Below are 23279 nucleotides of genomic sequence, written 5' to 3'. Positions count from 1 at the left end.
CGCCGGCCACGACGGCCGCGCCGGCTGGTGCGTCAGGGCGTGGCTATCGCCCACCAGAACGAGCTGCCGACCAGAAGTCCGAACAGCCGTTCCGGCGGCCCGGAATCGCCCTGGACGACGGCCCGCCCGTCGCCGCACAGGTCGGCGAGCGCGGCCTCGCCGGACAGCAGCGTGGCGAGGTCCGGCCGGGCGAGCCGCAGCACGCTCCCGCCGGCCGGCTCCTGGTCGCCGAGCGCGCGGTGGCGCAGCACGCCGTTGCGCACCTCGAGGCGCCGGCGGCCGGCCGCCACGCCGTCCACCTCGAGGTCGACGGTGAACGGGTCCTCCTCGGAGGCGCGTGGGCCGTCCAGACGGGTACCGGCGTAGTCGAGCAGCGTGTCGACCGGCATGGCCCGCGCCGTGTCGGCGCTCGCCGTGCTGGTGGCGGGCAGGCCGGGGGGAATGCCGCCGCGCAGCTCGGTGGCCCCGGCGAGGTAGAAGTTCCGCCACGGCGCGTTCTCGGTCTGGTACGCGAGCTGGTCGCAGGCCCGGGCGGCGAGCTCGCGGGCCGGGTGGTGGCCGGGATGGCCGAACACGACGTGGTTGAGTACCTGGAGCACCCACCGGTAGTCGCCGCGGTCGAAGTACTGCTGTGCCTTCGCGACGACGGCGTCCGGCCCGCCCATCATCTCGGTGTAGTGCCGCCCCGCAGGCTCAGGGGGCAGCGGGTGCAGGTTCGCCGGGTTGCCGTCGAACCAGCCGAGATAGCGCTGCCAGACGGCCTTCACGTTGTGGCTGACCGAGCCGTAGTAGCCGCGGTTGTACCACTTGGCGGCGAGCCGCGGCGGCAGCTCGATCATCTCCGCGCACTCGAGCATCGTGTAGCCGGCGTTCGCCAGCCGCAGCGTCTGGTCGTGCAGGTACTGGTAGACGTCCGCCTGGTCGGTCAGGTATTCGGTGAGGGCGTCGGTGCCCCAGCGCGGCCAGGAGTGCGTCGAGAACAGGACGTCCGAGTCGGCGGCGAACATCGTTGCGGTCTCGCGCAGGTAGCGCGCCCAGGCCCGGGCGTCGCGCACCTGGGCGCCCCGCAGCGTGTAGAGCTGGTGCATGGTCGCGTTCGCCGTCTCGGCGACGAACAGCGCCCGGCGGTCCGGCAGGTACATGTTCATCTCGGCCGGAGCCTCGGTGTCCGGCACCAGCTGGAACACCAGCCGCACGCCGTCGAGCTCGGCCCGCTCGCCGGTCGCCCGGATGGTGCGGGTCGGCGGGATCAGGGTCGGCGGGCCGAGGGAGTTCGTCAGCCCCTGCCCCGCGGAGACCTGGCCCGCCGGCCCCTTGGGCAGCAGCGCGCCGTACATGTTGATCGCGCGGCGGCTCATCGCCGTCCCGGCGAACACGTTCTCGGTGACGGCGTGCTCCAGGAACCCCTCCGGGGCGATGATCGCCACCCGGCCCGCCGCCACGTCGGCCGGGTCGACGACACCCACGACGCCGCCGTAGTGGTCCGCGTGGCTGTGGCTGTGGATGACGGCGACGACCGGCCGGTCGCCGCGGTGGCGACGGTAGAGCGCCAGGGCGGCGCGGGCCGCGCCGACGGTCACCAGCGGGTCGACGACGATCACGCCGGTGCCGCCCTCGATGAACGTGATGATCGAGATGTCCATCCCGCGGACCTGGTAGATCCCCTTGGTCACCTCGAACAGCCCCGTGGTGGCCATCAGGCGGGCGTAGCGCCACAGGCTCGGGTTGACGGTCTCCGGGGTGGCGGCGCCGTCGCGGAGGAACCCGTACGGCCGGGAGTCCCAGGAGGTGAAGCCCGACGGGTCCCTGATGACCAGGTCGGGGACCTCCTCGATCAGCCCGCGCCGGGCGTCGGCGAAGTCGGCCTCGTCGCCGAAGGGCAGCGCCCGGGCCGTCGCCTCGTTCGCCGCCCGGGTCGGTGCGGACACTCTCGGCCGTTCGTCGACTCCGACCATCATMGCCTCTCCTCCTGACGGCACCCAGCTTTCGAACATTTACCCTTCGTGGCAGATCGCTTACCGTCGGTCTGATTGGTGGCGTGCGGGGCCGGGTGGTGCGGGGTAGGCGGGCCACCACCGCGGGACGGGGGCGGTGGCGATGTTGCCGATCATGCCGCCCGCGTCCAGGGGTGGCGTTCGCGGGGTGATGGCCGCGGTGGAGGTCTTCCCGGCCGCGGTTCGGTTCGCTTGTCTCGCCACTGAGTTCGATATATGAACTTTGATGTGACGTTGGTGGTGGCGCGCAGCCGTGAGGGGCCCTGGTGACGCGGCGAACGCCGTGAGTCCCTCCCGTGGCCCAGGCCGGCCCCCTCGGTGGAACGACGGTGTGGGCGTCGYGCGCCCGGCCCTAGTGGTTGCTGGGGACGGGGATGGGTGGTATGCCGGGATTAGAACCAGGTTTCTCGGTCGTCCTCTGCGGGCGGGGGTCGGTCGCGCCGCCGCGCGAGGCCGGCACCGGTCACGACGCCCCGGCCCCGCGCCCGCGTCACCGACCGTCCGACCGACCGTTCGTCCGACCGTCCGTTCGTCGTCTCGCCGCTCGCCCCGCCCGGGGCCGGCTCGCTGTCCGCCCCGTCGGGGCCGTACCGCCTAGGAGCACCGACCGTGCCGCAGTCGATCCCCTTCGTCGATTACCTGGTTCTCGGCGACAACCCGCACCTGGTCGCGAACGAGTGCGTCGCCTGCGGGGCGCGGTTCTTCGACCGGCGCAACGCCTGCGCGAGCTGCTTCGCCACCGAGTTCCGCAAGGCCGACGTCGCCACCGAGGGCGAGGTGCGGGCGTTCACGATCGTCTCGCTGGCCGCGCCCGGCATCCCGGTGCCGTTCGTCTCCGCGACGGTCGACTGCGCCGGGACCAGCGTCCGCGCCAACCTGATCAACGTCGCCCCGACCCCCGAGGCCGTGCACGTCGGCATGAAGGTGCGCCTCGCGCTGCAGCCGGTCGGCGCCGACGAGTCCGGCACCGAGGCCGTCAACTTCGGCTTCGAGCCCCAGCGCTGACCGGCGCTCCCCACAGACCTTCCACACACCACGAAGAAGCGGAGCGGCGGACATGGCCAGCGACGACGTCTGGATCCTCGGCATCACCATGACCAAGTTCGGCAAGCACCCCACCAAGGACGTCATCGACCTCGCGGCCGAGGCGACCATGGGCGCGCTCGCCGACGCTGGCGTCACCATGCGCGAGATGGGCCTGCTGGCCTTCGGCAGCCTCATGGGCCGGGCCTCCGGGCAGATGCTGCAGAAGCAGGTCGGCCAGACCGGCATCCCGGTCTACAACGTGTCGAACGCCTGCGCGACCGGCGCCACCGCGCTGCGCGTCTGCCACATGGCGATCCGCGCCGGCGACGCCGACTTCGGCCTGGCCGTCGGCGTGGAGAAGCTCGCGGGCGCGGGCCTGCTCGCCGGCGGCAGCCGCGGCGGCGACGCGAAGGACTGGACGCCCAGCGGCCGGTTCGGCGCCGTCGGCCCGATCGACGGCCGGATCGGCACCGAGACGATGCCCGGGGTGTTCGCCCAGATCGGGCTCGAGTACGGGCACAAGTACGGCGGCACCAGCTTCGAGCTGTTCGCCAAGATCTCCGAGAAGAACCACGCCCACTCGACGCTGAACCCGCTGGCCGCCTACTCGAAGCGGTTCACCCTCGACCAGATCATGAATGACGTCATGATCGCCTACCCGAACACCCGGCCGATGTGCTCCGCGAACTGCGACGGCGCGGCGGCCGCCGTCCTGGTGTCCGACGCCAAGCTGAAGACGCTCTCCCTGGAGCAGCAGCGCCGCGCCGTGAAGGTCTCCGCCTCCGTCCTCACCACCGACCCGTGGGAGGAGGCCTGCCAGGTGCTGCCGAACGTGAACACGCTGACCCGGCAGGCCGCGACGCAGGCCTACGAGAAGGCCGGCATCGGCCCCGAGGACCTCGACCTGGTGGAGCTGCACGACTGCTTCGCCACCGCCGAGCTGGTGCACTACGACAATCTGATGTTGTGCCCGGAGGGCGGCGCGGTCGACTTCTTCAACTCCGGCGCCACCTGGCGTGACGGCAAGACCCCGGTCAACGTCTCCGGCGGCCTGGAGTCGAAGGGCCACCCGATCGCGGCGACCGGCATCGCCAACGTCTGGGAGGTCGCCACCCACCTGCGCGGCGAGGCCGGCGACCGCCAGCTCCCGAACGCGAAGGTCGGGCTCGCGCACGTCATCGGCCTCGGCAACGCCTGCGGCGTCCACATCCTGGAGCGCGCCGCCGCCTGATCGGACCGTCCGCCGGCCGGAGCCGCCCTCAGGCCGCGGCCAGCGTCCTCGGCTCGGCGGGTGTCGGCCCGGGCCCGAAGTGCTCGTTGAGCGGTCCGACGAGCAGTCCGCGCCCGGCGCACTCGCCGAGCAGGCCGGGCAGTGCCCCCAGCGCCGAGCGCCAGGCCTGGGGGGCGGACGTGCAGTCGGAGTCGTGCAGCAGCACGGTGCCGCCGCCCGCCAGGCCCCCGCGGATGGTGGCCAGCACCGACTCCGGGGTCGCCCCGGGGCTCCAGTCCCGGCCCCACGCGGTCCACAGCACGGGCCGCAGCCCCAGCCGTCGTGCCGCGGCGAGCGCGCCCGTGCTGAGCACCCCGTACGGCGGCCGGAAGAAGACCGGCTGGCGCTCGGTGACGTTCTCGATGAGATCCCTGGTCCGGGCGAGGTCGTCGTAGAGCGCCGACGGGGTGCGCAGCAGGGTGTAGCGGTGCAGCCAGCCGTGCACGGCCACCTCGTGACCGGCGGCGGTCAGCTCCCGGCCCAGCGACGGCGAGCGGGCGAGCATCGAGCCGAGCAGGAAGAACGTCGCCCGGGCACCCGCCGCGGCCAGGACCTCCAGGAACTGCGGCGTCGAGGCGGGGTCCGGCCCGTCGTCGAACGTCAGGGCCACATGGTCCCGGCGGCCGAGACCGGCGAGCCTGGGCGTCAGCCGCGCCCGCAGGGCCGGCCAGGACGTGACCGCGGGACACCCGTAACCCACCACGGCGACGCCCAGCACCGCCGCCCCGGCGGCGCCGCGCGTCCGCCGCGCCAGCTCGCCGCGGACCGGTTCCGTACCGCCTTTCACGAGCACGATCCCCCCTCGCCGCGAGGACGGGCTCGACCTCCCGCCCAGGACGTGTGCTCTCGGCCCGACGATTGTCTCGCTCAGGTGGGCCGCCGCCGCAAGGCCGACGACCCGGGCGTCACCCTTGTTCCGGTATGGCCCGGGCGGCCCGGGCGCCGTACGCGGGTGGCGCGGGCGTGGCCGGGAGGGGGACGGGTCGCGGACGGCGGCCCACGCGACGCGCAAACCGCCCGAGCGGGCCTGACCCGGCGGCCGATGTGGAGCAGACTGCGATGCCATGTGCGGGCATCACGGCATCGACTCGCCCTGCCAGGACCTGGCCCCGGAAGCGGTCAAGGCCGACGAGCGTAGGTACGTCGCCGAGCGGTACCCCGACGCCGACCGCCCGGACGCCGACCGCCCGCATACCGGCGGTCCGCTCGCGGCGCGCCCGGTGGCGCCGGCCGGGCCGAGCCGGCGGCGGGTGCTGACGGTCGCCGGGCTCGGCGGTGGGGCGCTGCTCGCCGGTGGTGCGTCGGCGTTCGGGCTCGCGGCCTGCTCGGACGACGCAGGCGCCGGCGGTCCCACGCCGCGGGCGACCGTCACCAGCTTCCCGCCGACCAGGACGGTCGTCCTCACGGGCACGGTCGCCAGCCGGGGGGAGTACGTCTACCTTCCGTTCGACGTCGGCCCCGGGGTCAACCGCGTCCAGGTGTCCATGGCCAAGGCCGACCCCACGGCGAAGCTCGGCATCGGCCTGTTCGACCACCGCGGCCCGGCCTACGGCTCGCCCGGGTTCCGCGGCATCTACGGCGAGGAGCGGTCGTCGTTCTTCGTCGCCGCCGACAGCGCCTCGCAGAGCTTCCTGCCCGGGCCGGTCGAGCCGGGCCGCTGGACCGTGATCGTCCCGGTCTTCGCCGTCCAGGCGCCGTCGCAGGTCACCGTGACGGTCACCCTCTCCGGCGGCCCGGCCCCGGCGAAGCCGTTCACTCCAGGCGCGACGGTCGGTACCGTGCTGGCCCGGCCCGGCTGGTACCGCGGCGACCTGCACTGCCACACCCCCGAGTCGTCGGACGCCTGGAACCAGAAGACGGCGCTCACCCCGGCCGCGTGGGCGAACACCTGTCGCCAGCTCGGCCTCGACTTCGTCGCGATGACCGACCACAACGTCGTCTCCCAGAACCTCTTCCTCGCCCGCGACGCCGGCTCCGACGTCCTGCTGATGCCCGGAGAGGAGATGACGAACTGGAGCTTCGGCCACGCGACCGTGTCGGGGATCGACGTCGGTGACTGGCTGGACTTCCGCCAGACGCCGGAAGGCACGCCTCTGCCGGAGAACGGCGCTCGTATCGACAAGTTCCTGGCGACGGCCCGTGACCTGGGTGCCTACGTCGCGGCGGCGCACCCGTCGTTCCCGGGGCTGAAGTGGCAGTTCGGTGCCGAGATGGAACGCCCGGCCGGGCGACCGGTCGGGTACGAGCTGTGGACCGGGTCGTACGGACCGGACGACGAGCAGTCCGTGCAGGCCTGGGACGGGATGCTGCGCAAGGGCTGGCGGGTCTGCGCGAACGGCGGCAGCGACCTGCACGGCGTCGAGAGCGGCGCCAAGCAGGGCTTCAGGGCCGGCACCCCGACGACCGTCGTCTACGCCGACGCGCTGGAGACGAAGGCGGTCATCGCCGCGCTGCGCGCCGGGCGCAGCTTCGTCACCCGCCGCCCCGACGGCGTCGAGTGCTACCTGACGGCGAGCCGCGAGCGCCAGCGGGCGATCGTCGGCGGCGAGGTCTTCGGCGCCAGCGGTGACCCCGTCGGCGTACAGGTCCGCGTCCGCCGCGCCGGCGGCATGCGCGCGACGGTCATCACCCAGGCCGGGACGCTGTCCACCACGGCGGTCACGTCCGACGACCAGACCATCGAGGCGACGATCCCGATCCCGCCGGGCGGTGGCTACGTCCGCGTCGAGGTCCGGGGCGGCGGCCACACCCATGAGGGCCTGCCGCTCGCCACCGAGGGCGACATGGAATGCCTGACGAACCCGATCTGGCTCACCGTAGGCGACCCACCCGCGAGCCTGCGCCCGATGACCGCGCCCCCGCCGGYCCGCCCCGGCCCGCGCCGCGTCACCGCCGGCTGACCGCGGCGCGGCCGGCATCGAGCGCCGGGACCGGGGAACGGAGATCGATCGGGTCAGGGCATCGCCCACAGCCGGACCGTCGCGTCGCCGCCGCCGGTGGCCAGGGTCTTCCCGTCCGGGAAGAACGCCACCGCGTACACCCTCGTGGTGTCGCATCGCAGCGTCCTGCCGGGCAGCGGGTGGTCCGGCTCGGCGACGTTCCACAGCTGGACCGTGCCGCCGTTGCCGCCGCTGGCGGAGCCCGTGAACGCGAGTTCGGTGCGGAGGGGTTGCGGCAGCCGCCGGTGGCGACGATCAGCGCGGGGGCGTGGTGCCCGTCGGCCAGCCGTTCACGCGGACAGGGAGAGGTGGGTGAKGACGGCCAGGACCCGGCGGTGGGCGTCAGCGTGATCGGGGACGTCGAGCTTGATCAGGACGTGGCGGACGTGCGCCTCGACGGTTCGCTCGGACAGCACGAGCCGGCGCGCGATGCCGACGTTCGTCATTCCCTCGGCCATCAGCCGCAGGACCTCACGTTCCCGCTCGGTGAGCCCGGCGAGCGGGTCGTCGGTCCGCTGGGAGGCGAGCAGGCTTGCGACCACCTTCGGGTCCAGCGCCGAGCCGCCGCGGGCGACCCGTTCGGCCGCGGCGAGGAACTCGCTCACGTCCAGGACCCGGTCCTTGAGCAGGTAGCCGAACCCGCCGAGGGGGACGAGCTGGACGGCGTGCGTGGTCTCGACGTGCTGTGAGAGCACGAGCACCCCGACCGCGGGGTGGCGTCGCTTGATCTCGCCGGCCGCGACCGTGCCCTCGTCGGTGAACGTCGGCGGCATGCGGACGTCGACGACGGCGAGGTCGGGACGGTGCTGGTCGACGGCGGCGAGCAGCCGATCCGCGTCGCCGACGGAGGCGACGATCTCGTGCTCGGCGTCCTCGAACAGTCGGCCGAGCCCTTCGCGCAGCAGCACCTGGTCCTCGGCGATCACCACCCGCATGCGCAGGCCACCCCTCCCGCGTTCGCCTGGTGCCGCCCGAGGTGATGGGAGCCCTCGCGCCCAGCCGCCGCGGCCGGCTGCGCGGCACGGCTCACGAGCCGCACGGCAGCTCCGCCGTGAGCACGGTGCCGGCGCCCGGGCCGCTCGCGATCCGCAGAGTCCCGCCCAGGGCGGCGACCCGCTCGGCGAGCCCGCGCAGCCCCGTCCCGCCTGCCGGCGTGGCGCCGCCGACCCCGTCGTCCGCCACGGCGACGACGAGCCGGCCGTCGCGGACCTCGGCGCTCAGCTCGATCCGGCGGGCCTGCGCGTGCTTCACGGCGTTCGTGACCCCCTCGCTTCCGACGAAGTAGGCGGCGACCTCGACTCGGCGGTCCAGTCGCCCGACGCCCGCGCCCTTCGGTCCGTCTCCGCGGACCGCGCCGGCAGGCCCGGCGCCCGCTGTCCGACCCGTCGCGTCACCGTCGGCCGCGGCCATCGCGGCCCCGGCCGACGGCGCGGCGGCGGGAGCCGTGATCGTCGCGGTGGCCGCCGACGCCACCGATGTCGGCGGCATCGCGGTGGGCGTGGACGTCTCCGCGGCGGAGGGCACCAGGTTCACGCGCACCGTGACCGGGACGGGGGACTGGCGGGCGAGTTCGGTGAAGGCGGGGGTGAGGCCGCCGCCGAGTTGCGCCGGGGGCAGGCCGCGGGCGAGCTCGCGCAGCTCGTCGATGGCGCTGCCCAGCTGCGTGACCGCGTCGTCGAGAGTGCGGCTCGCCCGCTCCGGCCCGGCGGTGCCGCCGAGCTGGTGCTGCGCGTGCCGCAGCGCCAGGCCGATCGAGACGAGCCGTTGTTGCGCCCCGTCGTGCAAATCCCGCTCGATCCGGCGGCGTTCCTCGTTGGCCGCGGCGACGATCCGCGCCCGGGAGCCGCGCACCTCGGCGAGCTGGCGGCGCAGCTCGACCCGCAGCCGGGCGATCTCGATCGCCAGCCCGCCGGCCTGGACGACGTCCCGGGGCAGGGGGTCGGGCCGCGGGCGGTGCAGCACCAACGCGACTGGCTCGTCACGGCGGCTGATCGGCAGCCGCGCCCGGCCGGCCGCGGCCGCGGCGACGTCCGCGACCGGCTCGCCGTCGGCGTCCACGTATGCCGCGCTCTCCGTCTGAAAGAACAGCAGGTCCAGGCCCGGATCGTCGAGCAGGCCGCGCAGCACGTCGCCGATCTGCTCGGGGGCCGCGCGGTCGGCGCGCAGCGCGTCGAGGAAGTCGGCCATCCGGCGCAGCGCGTCGTAGCGGGCGCGGTTGAACCGACGGTCGACGCCGGCCTGCACCCGGGCGCGTAGCGGCCGGAACGCGACCACGATGACCAGCGTGGCGCCCGCCGTCGCCACCGGGGAGCCACGGCCGAGCACCGTGCCGAGGGCGAGGACGGTCGCCGCGAACGCCGCCGCCAGCAGGACGGTGATCGTGCCGTAGACGAGGGTGCGGTTGATGACGACGTCGATGTCGTAGAGCCGGTAGCGCAGGATCGCGACGCAGGCGCCGATCGGGAGCACGGTCACCGCCACGGCCGACAGGACGCGCGCCCCGGGCCAGGCGTTCCACAGCACCAGGGACGCTGGCAGCAACACCCCGGCGACCGCGGCGGCGTAGGTGAACCACTTGAGCTGCTGCCGGAGGGCGCCACGCGCGGCGCGCAGCCGCACTCCGAGCGCCGCGACGGAGGCGACCAGCCCGCCGATGACCAGGGCGGCGCTGGCGGCGAAGACGACGTTCGTCGGGATCGCGTCCGTGGCCAGGGGGTTGTGCCCGGAGACGAAACCGGCGTCGGACAGGTGGCTGAAACCCCATCCCGGCACGGCGAGGGCGCCGCCGAGGCCGTTGGCCCACAGCGCCCACCGCCAGTGCCGGCCGGGCAGGCGGCCGTCGGGGAAGAGCAGGAAGATCGAGGTCAGGATCAGGCTGCCGAGCGTCCAGCTCGTCGTCGCGTTGAACCATTCGGCCGCGGGGCCGCCCGGCCAGCCGAGCGCCGCCGCCCGTAGCCCATAGCCCTGGGCGAGCTCCGTCAGCGCGCTCTGGGCGCCGCAGGCGCACAGCAGCCAGCCGATCGGATGGCGCGGGTGACGGACGGCGACCAGCGCCCCGGCGACGGCGAAGGTCACGTTGGACATGGCGTTGAGCACCGTGTCGTAGCGCGGCTCGAGCGACGACGACAGCACGACGGCGGCGACCTCGGCGGCGACCGTCAGCCCGAGCAGGACCGCCGGGAGCAGCCGGCCGCGGAACGGCGACGTCCGCACCCTGCCCCCTTCCCGGCACGCTCGCCGCGCTGGATCCGCGCGGCGACGCTCACCCGCCCCGCGTGCGGCCGGCCGGCGCGCTCGGGCCGCTGGCGCCTGCCGGCCCCGATCGCGACGACGGCCGGCCGAGCCGAGACGCCCCGTTCGGATGGGAGTGTCCGGCACCCGCCATCGCGCCATCGTCCCAGAGCCACCGGGCGCCGCCAACGGTGTTGGTACTCGCCCCGGCTGCGTACTGGTACTTAGTGCCGCTGCGGGTGGGAGCGCACGGAAATGCGGTGCCTGCCCCGATGTTGGGCGATCACCGCCGCCGTAGCTTCACCTCCCAGAACGCGAGCGTCACCACTGAAACCTTTTCCGTCGTCGGCTCGGACCCGCGGCGACCTTGGCTGATCAAGGTGAGAAGCGAAAGGTTCCTGGAAAGCCGCGTCTGACCAATTCCGAACCACGTCCACTTGGGAGGACGAGATGGCGACGGCGAATGACGTAAGTACGACGAACGGCGGCCGGGCGGCGTCGTCCGGCGGATCCACGAGCGGCCCGCGCGGCCCGCGCGGCCCGCGCGGCGCGTCGGTGCGGCGGATGGCGGCGGTGGGTGTCGTCGGCGCAGCGGCCACCGTGGTCGACGAGGTCGTGGTGCTGGCGGTCGTCCTGCCGGGGACAGACGTGTCGACCAAGATCTACAGCTACCCGTTCTCGAGTGGGGCGTTCGTCGCGGCCGCCCTCGTCAACGCGCTGCTGCATGCGCTGGTGCTCGTCGGCGTGCTGGGGTTCGCCCGCAGCGGCGCCGCCGGCTCGGGCCGGGCCGCGCGGGTCGGCGGGGGCCTCGCGCTCGGCGCGCTCGGGCTGTTCACCGCCGCCGAGCTCGCCTCGATCGCGGTCCGCGGCGACCGAGTCTCCGACACCGGCGCCCTTGTCGTGATCATGATGTTCGTGTTGGCGACGCTGCTCTCGGTGACCGGATACATCCTGCTCACGGTGGCCTCGTCACGGGCCGGACGTTGGACAGGTTGGCGTCGGCGCACCCCGCTCGCCGCGGCTGTCGGGTCGGTGGCGTTGCTGGCCATGAGCCCCTCGCCCGACCTCCTCGCGGCCGGCGCCGGGGTGTGGAGCCTGGGCCTGCTCGTGCTCTGCGCCGCCACCTACACCGACCCGGCTCCCGCGGCGCCGGCCACCGCGGTGCACGGGCCAGACCGCGAGGTCCGCCTGCCGTGACCCACGTGTCGGACGTGGCGGACGCGCATGGTCTCCCCGGGAGCGGGTCCGGGGAGACCATCCCGGAGCAGGCCGCCGGCCCGCGCCCGCTGGCACAGGCCGGCCCCCGCGTGACGCTCCTCGTGCTACGCGTCGTCGCGGTGCTGCATGCGCTCGCGTTCCTCGGCCAGCCGGTCCTCGCCGGGGAGTACCTGGAGGGTGACGTCGACGCGCTGGCCCTGCACGACGCGAACGCGATCGTGGTCACCGGGCTCGACGTGATCCAGCTGGTCTGCGCGATCGCCTTCGTCTGGAAGGGCCGGGGGCGGGCCTGGCCGATCTGGGCCAGCCTTGCCATCGCGCTGCTGGTCGAGGTTCAGGTCGGGATGGGCTACGAACGGCTGCTCGTGGTCCACCTGCCGCTGGGCGTGTCCCTCGTCGTGGGCCAGATCCTGACCACCGTGTGGCTGTTCCGCGCCGACGCCGCCACCCCGCGGCCGCGCCGGGCTCGCCGGAAGCGTGCCCGGTGAACCGGCGGCACGTGCTCGGCGCGCTCGGGCTGTCCGCGCTCGGCGTGGCCAGCTTCGGCGGCCTCGCCCTGTCCAGCCCTCGTGGCCAGACCGGCGAGCTGCTGCACAGCCGCGCCAGGCTGCCCGAGCCCTACACCGTCCCGCTGCCGGTGCCGCCGGTGGCCCGGCCGGTCCGGACCGACGCGACCACCGACTTCTACGAGATCGCGCAGCGCGAGGCCGACGTCGAGCTGCTGCCGGGGCTGCGCACCCGGATCTTCGGCTACGACGGCATCTTCCCGGGCCCCACCATCGTCAGCCGCGGCAACCGGACCACCGTGGTCACCCACCACAACGAACTCGCCGTCCCGGTCGCCGTCCATCTGCACGGCGGGCACACCCCGGCCGACAGCGACGGCTACCCCACCGACCTCATCCTGCCCGCGGCCGGCTGGTCCGAGCACACACATGCCATGGACGGCGGGGCCGCCGTGCCCATGGACGGCGGCGCCACGATGCCCATGGACGGCGGCGCCGTCGCGGCCGGCCGGCGCGACTACACCTATCCGATGCGGCAGCGGGCCGCGACGCTCTGGTACCACGACCACCGCATGGACTTCACCGGTCCGCAGGTCTACCGCGGCCTGGCCGGCTTCCACCTGGTCACCGACGACGAAGAGGCAGCCCTGCCGCTGCCCCGGGGTGACCGCGACATCCCGCTGATGATCACTGATCGCGCCTTCGACGCCGACGGCTCGTTCCTCTACCCGTCGCTCGACTGGATGCTCCACATCACCGGCGGCGTGACCGACACCTACATGGAGGGTGTGCTCGGCGACGTCATCCTGGTCAACGGCGCACCCTGGCCGGTACTGGAGGTGACGGCCACCCACTACCGCCTCCGGCTGCTCAACGCGTCCAACGCCCGCCGCTACCAGCTCCGCCTCGATCCGGCGCGGACGCCGTTCGTCCAGATCGGATCGGACGGCGGACTGCTCGACCACCCCGTCGAACAGGCAACCATCGTGCTGGCCCCGGGCGAACGCGCCGACGTGGTCGTCGACTTCGCCGCCTTCCCGCCCGGCACCGCCGTCACGCTGGACAACGCGCTGGGAGCCGGATCCACCGCGCAGATCATGCTGTTCCGCGTCACGGGACGTGCCAGCGACGACAGCCACGTGCCGCCGCGCCTCAGCCACCTCGAGCCCCTCCGGCGCAGCCAGGCCGTACGGACCCGCGACTGGCGCTTCCGCCGAGCACCCACCGGCGAGCACCCTGGCTGGCTGATCAACGACCAGCCCTTCGACCCCGCCCGCATCGACGCCGACGTCGCCCTCGGTGACGTCGAGATCTGGCGGTTCACCAGCGACCTGCACCACCCCGTGCACACGCACCTGAACCCGTTCCAGGTGCTGTCGCGGCGCGGCGGCGCGCCCGGCCCGCACGACCTCGGCTGGAAGGACACCGTGGACGTCTCGCCCAGCGAGACCGTCGAGGTGCTCGTGCGCTTCACCGACTATCCCGGCCGGTACCTCCTGCACTGTCACAACCTCGAACACGAGGACATGGCCATGATGGCCGCCTTCCGCACCCGCTAGCCGACGTCCACCCGAGGAGGACCGAGATGACGACCGACCTGTCCGCTCCCGACCGTCTGTCCGCTCCCGACCGCACGTGGCCTCGTCTGGAGCGCGTCACCGGCGCGGTCGGCCTGGCCGCGATCGTGCTGATCTTCGGCTCGGTCATCGTCATCGGCGACGGGGAACCACCGACGGTGGCCACTGTCGCGCAGGCCGCCCGCTACCTCCGCGAGGCCGACGGCGCCTGGCTGCAGGCGGCGTCCGCCCTCTTCGCCGTGAGCCTGCTGGTGTTCCTGTGGTTCGCCGTCGGGCTGAGCCAGATCCTGYGCCGCGCCGAGCCCGAGCCGCCGTGGTGCTCGACGGTGGCGCTGATGTCGGGGGTGCTCTTCGTCGCCTTCGGCCTGGTCAACACCAGCGTCGAGGCGGGCGCCCACCGCGGCGGCGTGATCGACCCTCCGCTGGCGGCCTACGCCTGGGACGTGACTGCCTTCGGCTTCGCCAACGCCCGCCTCGCCCTGGGCGGCTTCGCCCTGGCCTCGGGGCTTGCCTCACTCGCGGCCGGTGTCTTCCCGCGTTGGCTGGGCTGGCTCGGCGTCGTCAGCGGAGCCCTCCTGGTGCTGGCCCGCTTCGCCTGGTCGTCCGACGTGCTGTGGAACCCGCCGTACCTCGCGACGTGGCTCTGGATGCTCATCACCTGTGTGCTGCTGCTACGCCGCGGCGGCGGCCAGCCTGTCCCGGTCACCCGTCCCACGGCACCGTAGGCGCGGTCCTCCCGTCCACGACGCCGAGCCGTCAGCTCGCCGCGGTTTCCGGCGCTGTGGCTCCGGTTGTGTAGAGGCGGGTGATGACGTCCTCGATGGGGGGTTCGCGGATCGCGAGGTCGACGAGGGGGTAGCGGGCGGCGACCTCGGCGACGAGGGGGGCGGCGCTGGCCTTGGCGGGGAAGGCGAGCCACTGCCGGGGGCCGTCGACGCGGATTACCCGGGCGCCGGGGGTGGTGACGCTGAGTGGGGGCAGTGGGGTGGCCAGGTCGACGATGAGGGTGCGTTCGCCGCCGAGGCGGTCGCGCAGGGTGGCGAGGTCGCCGTCGAAGCCGAGGCGGCCGTGGTCGATCACCAGGACGCGTTGGCAGAGCTGTTCGATGTCGGCGGTGTCGTGCGTCGTCAGCATGATCGTGGTGGCCTGTTCGCGGTTCTTCTCGGCGAGGAAGGCGCGCACGGCCGCCTTGGAGACGACGTCGAGGCCGATGGTGGGTTCGTCGAGGTAGACGATCGCCGGGTCGTGCAGGAACGCGGCGGTCAGGTCGCCGCGCATCCGCTGGCCGAGGGAGAGCTGGCGCACCGGGGTGTCCAGGAACGGGCCGAGGTCGAGCATCTCGACGAACCGGGCGAGGTTCGCGCGGAACTGGCCGGGCGGCACCCGGTAGAGGTGGCGGACCAGCTCGAAGCTGTCACGCAGCGGCAGGTCCCACCACAGCGTCGAGCGCTGCCCGAACACGACGCCGATCCGGCGGGCGAGCGCGATCCGCTGGCGGGCCGGGTCGAGCCCGGCGACCCGCAGCCGCCCGCCCGTCGGGGTGAGCACGCCGATCAGCATCTTGATCGTCGTGCTCTTCCCGGCGCCATTCGGGCCGAGATAGCCGATGATCTCCCCGGCCCGGACGGTGAACGACACGTCCCGCACCGCGTGGACGTCCACCCGTTCGCGCCGCAGCCGCTGCCCGGCGATCCGGCGGCGCTGGACGAACGTCTTCGTCGCCCCGGTCACCTCGATGACGACGGGCTGCTGGGTGCGACCGGCCCCGCCGCCAGCGTCGCCGCTGCCGGCCTCGTCGGGGCCGGCTATCAGGTCGGTCATGGGTCGGTCAGCTCCCCGTGCTTCGGTAGCGCCGCACGCCGGCCCGCCAGGCGAGCGCCGCCAGGCCGGCCGCGGCGGCCGCGACCAGCGGCGAGGCGAAGCGCAGCGCCGTCGGCAGGCCAAGCGGGTCGGGCCGGGACAGGACGTGCAGCGCCGGCAGCCAGCTCACGAACCCGATGGGCAGCACGACGGTGAGCAACAGCGCCAGGTGGTGGCCGTAGACCGTCATCGGGTAGCGCGCGGCCAGTGCCGAGCCCTGCGTGCTCGCCACGACGGCGACCGTCGCGTCCGGGGCGACGAACAGGACCGCGGCGGTCGCGACGAACGCGCTCGCGGCGAGGACCGCGCCGCACAGGACCATCGCCGGCACCAGCAGCACCCGGTCCGCGGTCCAGTGGACGTGCAGCGCGAGACAACTGACGACGACGATCACCATCGGCTKGGCGACCCGGGCGACCCGCTGTGGCGAGAACGCCATCGTCGCCGCCTGCACGAGCACGCTCACGGGACGGATCAGCACGACGTCGAACCGGCCGTCGTTGATGTGCCAGCCGATCCGGTCGACCGGGCCGAGGAACGCCTCGGCCAGCGCGAACGCGAGCGCGGACGTGCCGTAGAGGAAGGCCACCTCGGCCAGTGAGAACCCCTCCAGCGCCGGCAGGTGGGCGAACACGATGCCGATCGCGACGAGGTCGAGCACGGTCCCCGCGGCTTCGGTGAGCGATCGCAGCGCGAGCGACGCCCGGTACTGCGCCGCCTCACGGAACGCGACCCGCACGAGCAGCACGTAGGCCGCCGCCTCCGCCCACAGCAGGCCACGGACGGCCCGGATCCGCGCCGCCGGGCCCGTCGGCTCCGCCTCGACCGCCGACCCGGCCGCCCTGGTGACCATCGGTCAGCCGCCCTGGGTGACGACGTGGCGTAGCGCCAGCCTGGAGACCAGGTCGCTCGCGACCAGCAGGACCAGCGCCCATGCCGCCTGGAACGCGAGCGCCTGACCTATCCCGGTGCCGCCGGCCGGGCGCAGGTAGATGTCCATCGGGACCTGAACGATCGCGCCGAACGGCAGCGCCCTCGCGACCTCGCCGAAGACCCCGGGAAAGATCGTCAACGGCAGGACGGCGCCGGAGAAGAACGTCATCGTCAGCGCCGAGATCGCGAGCGTCCCGCGTGCGTCGATGACCCAGAACGCGGAGAGCCCGACCAGATAACGAATCCCGAAGCTGATCAGCAGGGCGAACACCAGGCTTAAGGCGAACCCCGCCGCAGCTGCCCTCGACGCGGGCGGAACGGCGCCGAACAGCGCGAGCCCCACGGCCCCGGCCGGCAGGGCGCGGCTGACCAGGAACACCGCCGCCCGCCCGATCTCCCGCGCCAGCCACCAGCGCAGGAACCCGAACGGCCGCGCCACGTCGAGGACGATCGCGCCGCTCTCCACCCGCCAGGGCACGTCGATCATGCCGCCGAACGCGGCGAACGTCGTCATCAGCGCCTGCCCGAGCACGACGAACGTGACCGCCCGCTGCGTGTCGTAACCCGCGAGGCCCGGCCGGGCCTCCCACACCGCGAGCGCCAGGTACCCGCGCAGCACGGTCAGCGTCACGTTCGACAGCACGGACGCGGCGACCGTCGCCCGGTGGGCGACATTGGTTCGGGCGCTCGCCGCCGCGACCGCCGCCCAGGTGCGCAGCTCGGCCTGAATGCCCGACGGGCGCGCCGCGGCGAGGACGGTCACGAGCCGGCCACCTCCCCCGTCCCCGGCCCTTCCCGCGTCGCAAGGTCCCCCAAGGCCAGCGCGCCGAAAGGTCGCGACATGACCCTAGAACGCGGGCAAGGACCGGTGTGGCGAAACCATTCAGGACTCGTGTGATGCCTGTGGTCCCCGTCGGCATGCGCGCCCGTGGAGTCGAGGGGAGCGACGATGGGGGCCATGAGCGCTCCCGACCGGTCCGACGCCGCGACGCCCGAACCCGCGACGCGCGAACCCGCGGCGTCCAGGGCCGCGATACCCGGGACCGCGGGTTCGGTGGGTGACGCGGCAGCCGGGACCTGCCCGTTCACGGTGGAGCGGCCCATCATGCGCCAGCGCTGGGAGCGGCTGACGTTCCTGCACTGGCCCTACCCGACGGACGCCGTGCAACGGCTGCTGCCGGCGGGCCTCGCGGCCGAGACGTGCGACGGAGCGGCCTGGGTGAGCCTGGTGCCGTTCTTCATGCAGGTGCGGACCGGGCGGCGCGACCTGGCCGCTCCCTGGGTCAGCTTCTTCCCGGAGACCAACGTGCGGACATATGTCCGGGACGAGCAAGGCCGCCCGGGGATCTGGTTCTTCTCGCTGGACGCGGCCCGGTGGGGCGCGGTCGCCGTCGCCCGGACGACCTACCGRCTGCCGTACTTCTGGTCGTCGATGCGGCTGGTCGAGGAGGCCGGCCCGGGCGCTGGCGGCGCAGGCAGCGCCGGCGGTGGCACGACGACGTACACCTGCCGGCGGCGCTGGCCCGGCCCGCGCGGGGCGGCGAGCCGAGTGGTGGTCCGGCCGGGCAGGCGCATCCCGGACGCGGAGCTGAGCGCCCGCGACCATTTCCTGACGGCCCGGTTCCGCCTGTTCAGCCCGGTCCGCTCAGGCCCGCCGCGCTCGGCCCGGGCCTGGCACCGCCCCTGGCCGCTGCACCGCGTCGATCTGCTCGACCTCGACGACGGGCTGGTGACCGCCGCCGGCCTGCCGGCCCCGTCCGGCCCGCCGCTGGCGCACTACTCGCCGGGCGTCGACGTCCGCATCGGCCGCCCGGAGAGCTGAGGATCCGGCCGATCCGTTCCCACCGGCAGCGCGCGGACCGTCGGTTCCTGCCGGCAGCGCACCGTTACCGCCCGGAAAGGCCGCTGGCCAGCAACGGTGAGCCGGCGGCGGGTGCAGGTGCTCCATGTGATGTGCTGTCGCCGCATACCGAGCACCTACCAGCCGTTGTCCCGGCCCTGCACGCGTCCGGCGCGGTCAGATCACCGTCGATCGAGGAGAAAGCCGTGACGATGCCAAGCGACATGCGGGAGTTCAACCGGTCGGTCGTCACCGACTTCCGCGCGAACGGCGGCGAGATCAGCGACGGGATGCTGAAGGGGTCGCGCGTGCTGCTGCTCACCACCGTCGGCGCGCGCGGCGGCGGCGAGCACACCACGCCGCTCGGCTACTTCACCGACGGCCCGGACCGGATCGTGCTGTGGGCGTCGAACATGGCGGCGCCGAAGCATCCGGACTGGTACGCGAACCTGGCCGCGAACCCGTCGGTCACCGTCGAACTGCCCGGGGCGGACGGCATCGACAGGTTCGAGGCGACGGCGAGCATCGCCACCGGCGACGAGCGGGCCCGGCTGCTCACCGCGCTCGCCGACTTCAACGAGAAGATGGCCGCTCACCAGACGATGACCGAGCGCGAGATCCCGCTGGTCGTCGTCGAGCGTGCCGCCCGGTAGCGCCACTCGCCCCGATCGCCCCGATCGCCCCGACCGCCCCGACCGCGAAGGCCAGCGCCGCGCCGCTCGTCGCCGGGGTCGGCGCCCGCTACCCCCTCGTCGACCTGGCGATCCGCGAGCCTCCCATCGAGGACCTCGTCACCCGCCTCCGCACGACCGGACCGGAACCTCTCTCAGCCGGCGAGCCCGCGGCGAGATAGCGTGCTTCCTGTTGATCTTCGGGGAATGGCTTTCGGCGACGAGACCGGTAAGGATCATCATGGCGACGTTTTCCGCGGGGGACCAGCAGGCGTTGCGGATCGGGGTGCTCGGGGCGGCGCGGATCGCGCCGATGGCGCTGATCCGTCCGGCGGCGGCCATGGACGGGGTCGAGGTCGTCGCGGTCGCCGCGCGCGACGAGGCGCKGGCGCGGCGGTTCGCGAACCGGCAGGGTGTTCCACGCGTCCTGGCCGACTACGACGCCGTCGTGGACGACGGCGAGATCGACGCCGTCTACATCCCGCTGATCCCCGCGGCCCACGCCCACTGGACAGTCCGGGCGATCGAGGCGGGCAAGCACGTGCTGTGCGAGAAGCCGTTCACCGCCAACGCCGACGAGGCGCTCACGGTGAAGGAAACGGCGGACCGTGGCGACGTGGTCGTGATGGAGGCGTTCCACTGGCGCTACCACGCGCTCGCGGCCCGGCTCCTGGAGATCGTGTCGAGCGGCGAGATCGGGGCGGTGCGGCACGTCGCGGCCCGCCTGGTCGTCCCCATCCCGAGCCGGCGCGACATTCGCTGGCAGCTCGCCCTCGGCGGCGGCAGTCTCATGGACCTCGGCTGCTACGGCGTCCACATGATGAGGACGGTGGTCGGCTCCGAGCCCACCGTCGTCTCGGCCGCCGCGAAAACACGGCTCACGGAGGTCGACCGGCACCTGACGGCGCGGCTGCGGTTCGACGGCGGTGTCACCGGCCGTCTGGAGACCGGCCTCTGGGCGTGGCCGGGGCTCGCCATGCGCCTGGTCATCACGGGCGAGCGGGGCGAGATCCGGGTGCTCAACCCGCTCGCGCCGCACATCCTGAACCGCCTGACCGTGACGGGCGCCGGCCGCCGCCGGCGGCGGCGTGAAAAGGTGGTCGGCGAGAGCACCTACACCCTGCAGCTTCGTGCCTTCCGCGACGCCATCCGGCACGGCACCCCGGTGCTTACCCCGCCCGCGGACTCCCTCGCGAACATCCGGGTCATCGACGACATCTACCGCGCCGCCGGCCTGTCGCCCCGCCCGTCCGCCCCGACCACCTGAGCGCCGTCGCCCGTCGCCCGTCGCAGCCGGCAACCGGCGGCTGCTTGACCGCCGTCTGTGCCCTCCGGTGGTCGTCATCCGACCCGGTTCATGACCACCGGAGGGCGCAAGCCGCGATCATGCGCGGTCAAGCTGGAAAGGTGAAGTCCCTGATCAGGGCGGTGAGGGCCAGGGGCTGGTCACTCTGGACGGCGTGGCCGGCGCCGGGGACGAGCTCGTAGCGCGCGGAGGGGAGGCGGCGGCGGAACTCGTCGGCGTCGGCGTCGGCGACGAACTTCGACTCGCCGCCGCGGACCAGCATCGTCGGCACGGTGATCGCGTCGACGTCGGCCCACAGCCGGCCGAGGTGGTCGTTCCAGTTCTCGCCGCCCGCCGGTGGCGGGCCGAACAGGTCGTAACGCCAGGTCCACAGCCCGTCGGGGCGGCGGTAGGCGTTGTGCCGGACGCCGCGGCGCACCCCGGACGCCGCCCGGTACGGGCTCAGCGCGATCGCCGTGTCGGCCATCTCCTCGAACGAGGCATAGGTCGGTTGGCCGCCGACCAGGGCGACGGTGCCCTGCTCGGCCCGCGTCAGGCGCTGGCGCGTGTCGCTCACATGCGGTGTCACGTCGACGATGACGGCACGCCGGCACAGGTCGGGGCGCTTGGCGGCCAGGTGGATGAGGGTCGCGCCGCCCAGCGACATGCCGACGACGACGTTCGCCTTCGGCGCGAGCGCCGGCAGCGCCACCTCCAGCGCCTCGACGTTGCGCCACGGGCCGTAGTTCCGGTCCGGGCGCCGGTAGGAGTGGCCGTGGCCGGGCAGGTCGACGGCGAGCGCCGGGCGGCCGAGCGCGAGCGCGACGTAGTCCCAGGTGTGCGCGTTCTGCCCGCCGCCGTGCAGGAACACGATCTCCGGCTCGGCCGTGCCCCAGCGGATGTAGCTCAGTTCCTGACCGGTCCCGACCTCCAGGAACCCACGAACGACGTCGGGCCGCCCGGGGAACGGGATCCCGATCTCCGCGGCGTTCTCGTGCAGGTATCCGAACTCGTCGTAATTGTCCGCCGCGAGGCCGTCATCCGGCGCGGGCTGCCGCTCCGTCGGGCTCATCCCGCGAACCGTGCCCGTTCCGCCCTGTTCGGCGTGCGTTGGCCCGACAGGAAGTAAACACGGTCGGTGAGACGGAAGGGCGAGTTGCCGATCCCGAAACCGAGACCGGCGCAGAAGTCGGCCACCCGACGGCCCATCGCGTCGTCCACGGATCGGAAGTCCACGATCACGGCGCCACTCCCGCGTACCGCGACTGCCACGGATGTCAGGTCCCCGTACTTGTGGATCTCGAAGAACGGCGCGTCGTCCGCTGAATCCGCCGTCACGCTCATTTTCATACCACTCCTTTACGGCCAGGCGCCCMGCGTGCGCCTGGCTGCGCAGTTCCCCGCGCACCAACGTCCGGCGGCCCGAAATTGGCACCCGGCGCGGGTACTCGCCGCGGTTGGCCGTCGTGCGGAGGTCGGAGGCGCGCGATAGTGGACATGCGACGTGCGTCATATTGGCCCGGGATCGGGAGGTCTAGCGGTGACGGTCACGAACCAGGACTCGGACGCGCACGCCCACGCCGACGGCGCGCCGGACGCAGATGCGGGCGTCGCGGCGGCGGCCGGCGCCGGGGCCGGCCCGATGGCCGGCCGCGGCGAGCCGTACTACGACCCCTACGACGCCGCCATCGACGCCGACCCGTACCCGGTCTGGCGGCGGCTGCGCGACGAGGCACCGCTCTACTACAACGAGAAGTTCGACTTCTACGCGTTGAGCCGGTTCGACGACGTCGAGGCCGGGCTCGCCGACTGGCGTACCTACCACTCGGGGCGCGGCTCGGTGCTGGAGTTCATCAGGGCGAGCCTGGAGGCGAAGCTGGAGATGCCGCCGGGCCTGATCCTGTTCGAGGATCCGCCGGCGCACACCGTGCACCGCGGCCTTCTTTCCCGAGTCTTCACCCCGAAGAAGATGCTGGCGCTGGAGGCGAAGGTCCGGGAGTTCTGCGTGCGCAGTCTCGACCCGCTCGTCGGCGCGGGCCGGTTCGACTTCGTCGGGGACCTCGGCGCGCCGATGCCGATGCGCACGATCGGCTACCTGCTCGGCATTCCCGAGGACGACCAGGAGTCGATCCGGGCGGGAATCGACCGCGGCCTGCGGCTCACCGACGACGCTCCCGACCCGGCGCCCAGGATGAGCGACGGCGCCCAGTACGCCGAGTACATCGACTGGCGGGCCCGCCACCCGTCGGACGACCTGATGACCGAGCTGCTGACCACCGAGTTCGAGGACGAGACGGGCACGACGCGCACCCTCGACCGGTCCGAGATCCTGGTCTACGTGAACCTGCTGGCGGCCGCGGGCAACGAGACGACGACGCGCCTGATCGGCTGGGCCGGGAAGGTGCTCGCCGAGAACCCCGACCAGCGCGCCGAGCTCGTCGCCAACCCGGCGCTGATCCCGAACGCGGTCGAGGAGCTGCTGCGCTACGAGGCGCCGGCGCCCGCGCACGCCCGATACGTCGCCCGGGACGTCGAGTACCACGGCCAGTCGGTGCCGGCGGGCAGCGTGGTCGTCTTCCTCGTCGGTTCGGGGAACCGGGACGAGCGCCGCTACCCCGACCCGGACCGGTTCGACATCCACCGCGACGTCGGCCGCCACCTCACGTTCGGCTACGGCATCCACCACTGCCTCGGCGCGGCGCTCGCCCGCCTCGAGGGCCGGGTCGCGCTCGAGGAGGTGCTGCGCCGCTTCCCCACCTGGGAGATCGACTGGCCGAGCGCCGTCCAGGCCCGCACGTCGGTGGTCCGTGGCTGGGAGTCRCTCCCGGTCACGACCGTCTCGCCGTGACCTTGATCGCCGGATCTGTATCGGCATCCGAACTCCGAGCCCCTGCTGGTTCGGATCGTGATACAGAGCCGCTGATGAAGG

General features: G+C 73.5%; 21 protein-coding genes. 11 read left to right on the top strand and 10 right to left on the bottom strand.

From position 1 onward, the window contains the following. Positions 1–32: 32 nt before the first annotated feature. Positions 33–1958 carry an alkyl/aryl-sulfatase gene (locus tag BCD49_RS21040; RefSeq protein ID WP_007517150.1) on the bottom strand — a complete coding sequence of 642 codons (1926 nt, stop codon included), beginning with the start codon at positions 1956–1958 and terminating at the stop codon, positions 33–35. A 645-nt stretch (positions 1959–2603) separates the two neighbouring features. On the opposite strand from BCD49_RS21040, the gene BCD49_RS21035 reads away from it, so the two are divergent. Both BCD49_RS21035 and BCD49_RS21030 read left to right on the top strand, forming a co-directional pair. Beyond that, positions 2604–2999, top strand: a complete 396-nt coding sequence (locus tag BCD49_RS21035) for a Zn-ribbon domain-containing OB-fold protein (protein WP_007517152.1) — start codon at positions 2604–2606, stop codon at positions 2997–2999. A gap of 52 nt (positions 3000–3051) precedes the next feature. Continuing rightward, positions 3052–4251, top strand: a complete 1200-nt coding sequence (locus BCD49_RS21030) for a thiolase family protein (protein ID WP_007517153.1) — start codon at positions 3052–3054, stop codon at positions 4249–4251. Positions 4252–4279: 28 nt separating this feature from the next. Here the strand turns inward: BCD49_RS21030 and BCD49_RS21025 are convergent, their stop codons facing one another. After that, a complete protein-coding gene (locus BCD49_RS21025; RefSeq protein WP_007517154.1) occupies positions 4280–5083 on the bottom strand; it encodes a polysaccharide deacetylase family protein in 804 nt (267 codons plus the stop codon). A 271-nt stretch (positions 5084–5354) separates the two neighbouring features. Here BCD49_RS21025 and BCD49_RS21020 point away from each other — a divergent pair, with 271 nt between their 5' ends. Next, entirely contained in the window at positions 5355–7190 is a 1836-nt protein-coding gene (locus BCD49_RS21020; protein ID WP_071041804.1) for a CehA/McbA family metallohydrolase, read from the top strand. A 53-nt stretch (positions 7191–7243) separates the two neighbouring features. Here the strand turns inward: BCD49_RS21020 and BCD49_RS45170 are convergent, their stop codons facing one another. The 3 genes from BCD49_RS45170 to BCD49_RS21010 form a co-directional block, all read right to left on the bottom strand. Next, entirely contained in the window at positions 7244–7351 is a 108-nt protein-coding gene (locus BCD49_RS45170) for a WD40 repeat domain-containing protein (RefSeq protein WP_269799860.1), read from the bottom strand. A 168-nt stretch (positions 7352–7519) separates the two neighbouring features. Further along, the gene (locus tag BCD49_RS21015) at positions 7520–8164 is read right to left on the bottom strand and encodes a LuxR C-terminal-related transcriptional regulator (RefSeq protein ID WP_071041803.1); all 645 of its coding nucleotides are present in this window, start codon (positions 8162–8164) and stop codon (positions 7520–7522) included. A gap of 91 nt (positions 8165–8255) precedes the next feature. After that, complete coding sequence (locus BCD49_RS21010; RefSeq protein WP_007517160.1) at positions 8256–10442, bottom strand: sensor histidine kinase; 2187 nt, start codon at positions 10440–10442, stop codon at positions 8256–8258. A 468-nt stretch (positions 10443–10910) separates the two neighbouring features. Here BCD49_RS21010 and BCD49_RS21005 point away from each other — a divergent pair, with 468 nt between their 5' ends. From BCD49_RS21005 to BCD49_RS20990, 4 genes are read left to right on the top strand one after another with little or no spacing between them, the layout of a single operon-like run. Continuing rightward, positions 10911–11657 carry a hypothetical protein gene (locus BCD49_RS21005; RefSeq protein WP_007517162.1) on the top strand — a complete coding sequence of 249 codons (747 nt, stop codon included), beginning with the start codon at positions 10911–10913 and terminating at the stop codon, positions 11655–11657. Beyond that, positions 11654–12166: a hypothetical protein gene (locus BCD49_RS21000; protein ID WP_007517164.1), complete on the top strand. Its 513-nt coding sequence runs from the start codon at positions 11654–11656 to the stop codon at positions 12164–12166. Before BCD49_RS21005 ends, BCD49_RS21000 begins: the two co-directional genes overlap by 4 nt. Then, positions 12163–13743, top strand: a complete 1581-nt coding sequence (locus BCD49_RS20995; RefSeq protein WP_007517166.1) for a multicopper oxidase family protein — start codon at positions 12163–12165, stop codon at positions 13741–13743. The genes BCD49_RS21000 and BCD49_RS20995 overlap by 4 nt, the downstream gene beginning before the upstream one ends. Before the next feature lie 26 nt (positions 13744–13769). Next, positions 13770–14486 carry a hypothetical protein gene (locus BCD49_RS20990; RefSeq protein ID WP_071041802.1) on the top strand — a complete coding sequence of 239 codons (717 nt, stop codon included), beginning with the start codon at positions 13770–13772 and terminating at the stop codon, positions 14484–14486. A gap of 31 nt (positions 14487–14517) precedes the next feature. On the opposite strand, the gene BCD49_RS20985 is transcribed toward BCD49_RS20990, so the two are convergent. Genes BCD49_RS20985 through BCD49_RS20975 form a run of 3 tightly spaced genes read right to left on the bottom strand, consistent with a single transcriptional unit; the run spans position 14518 to position 17317 of the window. Next, positions 14518–15582, bottom strand: coding sequence for an ABC transporter ATP-binding protein (locus BCD49_RS20985; RefSeq protein ID WP_007517169.1), 1065 nt, complete (start codon positions 15580–15582; stop codon positions 14518–14520). 7 nt (positions 15583–15589) lie between these two features. Continuing rightward, complete coding sequence (locus BCD49_RS20980) at positions 15590–16474, bottom strand: ABC transporter permease (RefSeq protein ID WP_083401594.1); 885 nt, start codon at positions 16472–16474, stop codon at positions 15590–15592. A 3-nt stretch (positions 16475–16477) separates the two neighbouring features. Then, positions 16478–17317, bottom strand: coding sequence for an ABC transporter permease (locus BCD49_RS20975; protein ID WP_007517171.1), 840 nt, complete (start codon positions 17315–17317; stop codon positions 16478–16480). Between the two features lie 186 nt (positions 17318–17503). Between BCD49_RS20975 and BCD49_RS20970 the strand changes: the two genes are divergently transcribed. From BCD49_RS20970 to BCD49_RS20960, 3 genes are all read left to right on the top strand, one after another. Then, a complete protein-coding gene (locus tag BCD49_RS20970; protein WP_007517172.1) occupies positions 17504–18376 on the top strand; it encodes a DUF2071 domain-containing protein in 873 nt (290 codons plus the stop codon). A gap of 230 nt (positions 18377–18606) precedes the next feature. Beyond that, the gene (locus BCD49_RS20965; RefSeq protein ID WP_198536145.1) at positions 18607–19047 is read left to right on the top strand and encodes a nitroreductase/quinone reductase family protein; all 441 of its coding nucleotides are present in this window, start codon (positions 18607–18609) and stop codon (positions 19045–19047) included. A 259-nt stretch (positions 19048–19306) separates the two neighbouring features. Beyond that, a complete protein-coding gene (locus BCD49_RS20960) occupies positions 19307–20332 on the top strand; it encodes a Gfo/Idh/MocA family protein (RefSeq protein WP_071041801.1) in 1026 nt (341 codons plus the stop codon). Between the two features lie 127 nt (positions 20333–20459). Here the strand turns inward: BCD49_RS20960 and BCD49_RS20955 are convergent, their stop codons facing one another. Together BCD49_RS20955 and BCD49_RS20950 are read right to left on the bottom strand one after the other, a co-directional pair. Further along, positions 20460–21422 (bottom strand): alpha/beta fold hydrolase, encoded by a 963-nt coding sequence (locus BCD49_RS20955; protein WP_007517179.1) that lies wholly within the window; start codon positions 21420–21422, stop codon positions 20460–20462. Next, the gene (locus tag BCD49_RS20950; protein WP_157845235.1) at positions 21419–21688 is read right to left on the bottom strand and encodes a cell division protein SepF; all 270 of its coding nucleotides are present in this window, start codon (positions 21686–21688) and stop codon (positions 21419–21421) included. The genes BCD49_RS20955 and BCD49_RS20950 overlap by 4 nt, the downstream gene beginning before the upstream one ends. 304 nt (positions 21689–21992) lie before the next feature. On the opposite strand from BCD49_RS20950, the gene BCD49_RS20945 reads away from it, so the two are divergent. Next, the gene (locus BCD49_RS20945) at positions 21993–23198 is read left to right on the top strand and encodes a cytochrome P450 (RefSeq protein ID WP_035928639.1); all 1206 of its coding nucleotides are present in this window, start codon (positions 21993–21995) and stop codon (positions 23196–23198) included. Positions 23199–23279: the final 81 nt, after the last annotated feature.

It is taken from the genome of Pseudofrankia sp. EUN1h (genome assembly GCF_001854645.1).
GTDB lineage: Bacteria > Actinomycetota > Actinomycetes > Frankiales > Frankiaceae > Pseudofrankia > Pseudofrankia saprophytica.
Note: the sequence above shows the minus strand (reverse complement) of the source record. Positions and strands in the feature narration are given on the sequence as shown.

Coding starts and splice junctions, on each gene's coding strand:
- BCD49_RS21030 (WP_007517153.1), top strand. CDS start 3,052: ATGGCCAGCGACGACGTCTGGATCCTCGGCATCACCATGACCAAGTTC.
- BCD49_RS21040 (WP_007517150.1), bottom strand. CDS start 1,958: ATGATGGTCGGAGTCGACGAACGGCCGAGAGTGTCCGCACCGACCCGG.
- BCD49_RS20985 (WP_007517169.1), bottom strand. CDS start 15,582: ATGACCGACCTGATAGCCGGCCCCGACGAGGCCGGCAGCGGCGACGCT.
- BCD49_RS20965 (WP_198536145.1), top strand. CDS start 18,607: ATGCCAAGCGACATGCGGGAGTTCAACCGGTCGGTCGTCACCGACTTC.
- BCD49_RS20955 (WP_007517179.1), bottom strand. CDS start 21,422: ATGAGCCCGACGGAGCGGCAGCCCGCGCCGGATGACGGCCTCGCGGCG.
- BCD49_RS21005 (WP_007517162.1), top strand. CDS start 10,911: ATGGCGACGGCGAATGACGTAAGTACGACGAACGGCGGCCGGGCGGCG.